Below are 5,088 nucleotides of genomic sequence, written 5' to 3'. Positions count from 1 at the left end.
TGCACTATTAACCCGAGGCCCATATACGATCCAAGGTTATTTCCGCGCCAAAGAACACAATCAACGTTCATTTAACGCAGAACGATTTTACGCCACGGGAGATCTCGTTCGGCTAACCTCTGACGGCAACATCATTGTTACTGGACGTGATAAAGACCAAATCAACCGAGGAGGAGAAAAAATCGCCGCAGAAGAAGTAGAAAACCTGATACTTCAACATGACAGCGTACATGATGTCGCTTTAGTCGCCATACCTGATGAGTTTCTGGGCGAGCGCAGCTGTGCGATTATTGTTCCTGAAAGCAACCAGAAACCAAAACCTGTTGAACTAAAACGCTTCTTGCACAGTCAAGGACTTGCTCAATTCAAGATTCCTGACCAAATCCATTTTGCTGAAGCCTTACCGAAAACTCCGGTAGGCAAAATAAACAAGAAAGTGTTAAGAGAACAATTCTCTTCATAATAAAAAAACCGATTTCATCAGAAATCGGTTTTTACTTTAGCTCTAAGCGGCAACTTCCAAATTCGATTCAATCATTTGCCACCATTCTCTTAAGGTGGTTTTTTGCATGATGTCCGAAAAGGCAATATCAATGCCCTGCTTTCTCCAAGCTTCAAATAACGTCATTGCTCTTATGGAGTCTAGGCCTAAAAACATTAGGTTCTCATCAACATCAACTTCTTCAAGATCCATATCTAGAATCTCTGCGACATCAACACGCATGGAAGCTAGGCTCAGCTCTGACTTCAGTTGCCCACCCTGTGCTATTTCATTGATAACCTGCGACATTGATTTAATGCAACCCGCTCTGCCTGCAACGTATTTCAACGCGTACTGATGATCTTCCAAAGAAAAGTCTGCAATCGCATCCCCGACAATGAAGGGCTTAACGTCTAGCATAAATGCATCAAGCGCAGTGGACAAAATACCGATATGACCGTAGACCCCGACAATAATCAGTTGGTCACGCCCCGCTTCTCTCATCCAATCTAACAGAGGCGTCTTCTTAAACGCGCTATAGCGCCATTTTTTATACTGAATATCACCTTGTTCTGGAGCAACTTCTGCAATGATTTCTGTTTCTTGCGTGAGCCCCGTTCCCCAGAAATCCGTTAGTAAAGCACGTTCCTTAGGATCTTGATTCGCAGGTTGCGCTGTATAAACCACGGGAATATCCGCATGACGAGCAGCCTGCGCAACGTTTTGTACATTGCGAAGTAAGTGTGGGATAGGTTGCTTGGCTTTATCAAAGAAGTTAATAAAGTAATCCTGCATGTCGTGAACCAATAACACCGCTTTGTCTGGCTCAATACTCCAGTTGACTTTGTTATCAGGGAAAGTATCAACTTCTGGTATTTCGTAGCCAGCAATCTTGGGAATCGCCATTTTTTATAATCCTTAGTAAGTTATTTCCTATATAGGAATTGGTCGACGTTGTTTATGAACAAAGAAACAAATGGTAACAATTATCATTTAACCAATAGTAAGCAGCAGCAAAGACAAAATCAATTGATAATGATAGTAGTTCGCAATAAAGTAGCTACCTTCTACCAATAATGAAGTCATACGCGTTCGTTATAGAGCGATTAACCACGGGAACTAATGATGAGACACCACTATGCGAGAATTTTTATAGGGCTGCTTTTTCTAACCTTATTGTCGGCATGCAATGATGCTGCAATTTCAGACCAGACGTCTAAGCCATTAACTGTTTCAGACGGTTGGCCAAAGAAAATAACGTCAAGCTATGGTGACATCACACTGACATCACCACCCAAGCGCATCGTTTCCACCAGTGTTTCGATCACAGGAACACTTTTGGCTATTGATGCTCCAGTAATTGCTTCGGGAGGGACGCTTTCCAACAGTCCTGTCGCAGATAAAGACGGGTATTTTTATCAATGGCGCTCCGTTGCCAATCAAAGAAACGTTAAACCACTATATCAAGGCCTAGCTAATGCAGAAGCCGTCGCCAAAGAACGACCAGATTTGATTATTGTGTCCGCAACGGGTGGTGACTCTGCAATAAAAATGTATGACCAGTTCTCAGCTATCGCTCCGACTCTGGTTATTAATTACGACGATAAAAGCTGGCAAGAGCTTGCCCGACTATTGGCATCCTTTACTGATCGGAAAACACAAGCGGAAAACGCAATTCAACGCTTCAATCATAGGGTCGCAGAAATCAAAGAACGCATTAAACTGCCACCTCAACCAACGACTGCTATGGTGTATTATGGCGATGGTCGTGGCGCTAATTTTTGGACAGTAAACTCCGCCCAAGGAAGAGTTTTGCAAGCTTTAGGGTTTGAGTTAAGTGAAATCCCAGAACCACTCACAGACAATCATCAAATGGGACAACGAAAAGATATTGTTCCAGTCAATGGTGAGAACTTTGCCGATGCGATAACAGGTCAATCCATACTTTTGTTCGCCGCAGAAGCACCTGTGATTCAGCAATTACGAGAAAATAAGTTCATCGCCCATTTGAAAGCGGTTCGAGATCACCATGTTTACGCAATGGGTAATGATTCATTTAGACTTGATTATTACAGCTCCATGAATTTACTTGAGAACATTGAAACACTTTTCAGTGCTCAATAGAAAACAAACCGCCCATATAGGGCGGTTTATTCTAACTTGTCGCTGTGGCTTCTTTTGCTGAACCGGTTGGCTCTGGTGGCGGAGCCAAAGCAGGATCAAATAGCTTTGCTCGGCGCAGCGGGCGGAACAGAATAACCATTAACATCCCTACCCCTGTCGCCCCCAATCCAAATGAAAATATCGACATTGCTGGCGCCATAACCTTACCTAAAGCACCTAATCCAATAGCACCCATTGAGTCTCCAGTTACGTCTTGCGCTGTCCATAAACTGCTTACACGGCCTAATAAATGATCCGGGGTATGTCCTTGGACAATAGAATATTGAATAAGCGAAGCCACAGAACCTAAGTATCCGTATATCACCAATATACTAAGGAATAACCAATAGTTTCCTGCCAATCCCATGGCCACAATGGCTAAAAATGTTCCCATAGTTGCATAGATCATAACCATTCCCGGCCGTTGAGATTGCTTTACCCAACCTGACGTCAATGCACCGACCATTGCGCCTAATGGGATCGCTGAGTACATCAATCCGGCATTCGCGGCATTTCCGGTAAATGTCTCAAGAGCCAACGCGGGAAACATAACTCTAACCGCTGTTGCGAGTGTTTCTAAGGTGCCAAAAACAACCACACACCCAACTACCTTGTTCGAAAAGAGAAACTTTACGCCTTCATACAATGACAACAACGGATTTTCTGGTGCGTCATGACTCGGTTTCATGGAAGGAAGTCTGAACAACGGGAATAAGGTGCACAAGGTACCAACTGAAGCAGCAAGGTAGTTCCAGCTGACATCACCAAACGAGATGAGCAACCCACCAATCGCTGGTGACAAAACCATTCCCATGCGAACAGTAAGCATGCTCAGTGCCGCCGCTGAGGGCAAATTCTCTCGCCCAACAATAACGGGCAACGAAGCCATCAAGGCCGTCATTCCCATCGCGCCAAAAAAGCCATCCCACACAGAAAGTACATAAAGTGCAACCAAGGAAGATTCCGCCAATAGGCTGTTTAAGGCTAACGCCCCAAATCCAATGCCACACGTTGTTCTGGCGAATAGAATGAGTTTGCGTCGGTCGTATTTATCTGCCAAAACGCCCCCGATGAGCAACCCGACAAACATGCCGATGCCATCTAATGCCATGATCATTCCGACTTGAAGGGTTGAGCCAGTCATTTGATGTATCTGTATTGGTACAGCGACGGTCATCATGCCAAGAGCAAGAATCGACATCATCCTTGCAATAAATACCATTCTAAAATTCGGGTTTTCTTTAAGTAAGCTGAAATCCAGCATAATTTTGGGCATTTTCATTATTTCTTACGTCAAATATTGTGAGTCGTGAAATCAACACGTTGAAAGAGGATGCTTATTGCTTGAACATTCTACGCATCAAGTTACAATAATGGCAATGATAATTATTTACAATTGTATTTATGAGTGTTCATAAGTTGCCTTTAATCTCTTCTCTCTTACCAAGTAAAACGGCACTCCCCCAAACGCCAGACTCCCGTAAAAAACGTACTTATCGCCACTCTTTAACGTTATTTTCTTTATGTGCTTTACTGCTGTTCACATGCATCTTAAGCTTGGTGATCGGTGCCAAAAGTATATCGCCAAGCATTGTGTTTGAAAGCTTGCGAGGCACAGTAACATCAACAGCAAGCCAAATAATCGTCGAAGCAAGAGTCCCACGAACCCTCGTTGGGTTGCCGGTCGGAGCGGCGTTAGCTGTGGCAGGTGCGTTAATACAATCTTTGACACGCAATCCCCTTGCAGACCCCGGTATCCTTGGTGTGAATGCTGGTAGCAGCTTTTTCGTGCTTATTGGTGTCGCAATTTTCGGTAACCATTTGATGAGTGAACACCTGTGGTTCGCTTTTCTCGGTGCTCTCACTACGAGTTTGTTTGTCTATTTCATAGGAACATATAAAGAAGCCCGAGTGAATCCATTAAAAATTACGCTTGCCGGTGTGGCTCTAGGTGCACTTCTTGCGGGAGTGTCGTCATCGGTTACGCTTTTAAACCCTCAAGCCTTTGACGAAATGCGTTTCTGGGACGCTGGCTCGTTAGATATCAGAAACCTCTCTTTGACCTTTACGGCCATCGCTCCCATTACATTTGCATTGATCGTCGCGTTATTGATTGCCCCAGGGTTGGACAATTTAGCCCTTGGTGAAGATGTTGCGCAAGGACTGGGTACGAATGTCAAACAGACGCAAGCTTTAGCCCTGCTGGTGATCGCTATTTTATGTGGCAGTGCCACAGCGCTTGCTGGCCCAATTGGCTTTGTTGGCTTGATGATCCCACACGTAGCTCGAAAGCTGGCTTCTTCAAGCCAACGCTGGTTAACGCTTTATGCAATGGTTCTTGGTCCTCTCCTTTTGATTAGCGCCGATATCATTGGCCGTGTTATCGCTGTCAATGAAGTCCGAGTCTCTATTGTGACAGCATTTGTCGGGGCCCCAGTCCTAAT

General features: G+C 44.5%; 5 protein-coding genes. 3 read left to right on the top strand and 2 right to left on the bottom strand.

The features are described from left to right. A partial coding sequence (locus tag IQR33_RS32595) for an AMP-binding enzyme (RefSeq protein ID WP_228013796.1) occupies positions 1-463 on the top strand: 463 nt, incomplete at its 5' end. Positions 464-505: 42 nt separating this feature from the next. Here the strand turns inward: IQR33_RS32595 and IQR33_RS08100 are convergent. Then, positions 506-1,387, bottom strand: a complete 882-nt coding sequence (locus IQR33_RS08100) for an isochorismatase family protein (protein ID WP_017821445.1) — start codon at positions 1,385-1,387, stop codon at positions 506-508. Between the two features lie 216 nt (positions 1,388-1,603). On the opposite strand from IQR33_RS08100, the gene fepB reads away from it, so the two are divergent. Continuing rightward, entirely contained in the window at positions 1,604-2,605 is a 1,002-nt protein-coding gene (gene fepB, locus IQR33_RS08095; RefSeq protein ID WP_228013795.1) for a Fe2+-enterobactin ABC transporter substrate-binding protein, read from the top strand. A gap of 31 nt (positions 2,606-2,636) precedes the next feature. On the opposite strand, the gene entS is transcribed toward fepB, so the two are convergent. After that, positions 2,637-3,920, bottom strand: coding sequence for an enterobactin transporter EntS (gene entS / locus IQR33_RS08090; protein ID WP_010648822.1), 1,284 nt, complete (start codon positions 3,918-3,920; stop codon positions 2,637-2,639). Between the two features lie 128 nt (positions 3,921-4,048). On the opposite strand from entS, the gene IQR33_RS08085 reads away from it, so the two are divergent. After that, the coding region (locus IQR33_RS08085) for an iron chelate uptake ABC transporter family permease subunit (RefSeq protein WP_193843613.1) at positions 4,049-5,088 on the top strand (1,040 nt) is incomplete at its 3' end.

The sequence above is a fragment of the Vibrio sp. OPT46 genome (assembly GCF_015163535.1).
Classification (GTDB): domain Bacteria; phylum Pseudomonadota; class Gammaproteobacteria; order Enterobacterales; family Vibrionaceae; genus Vibrio; species Vibrio alginolyticus.
Note: the sequence above shows the minus strand (reverse complement) of the source record. Positions and strands in the feature narration are given on the sequence as shown.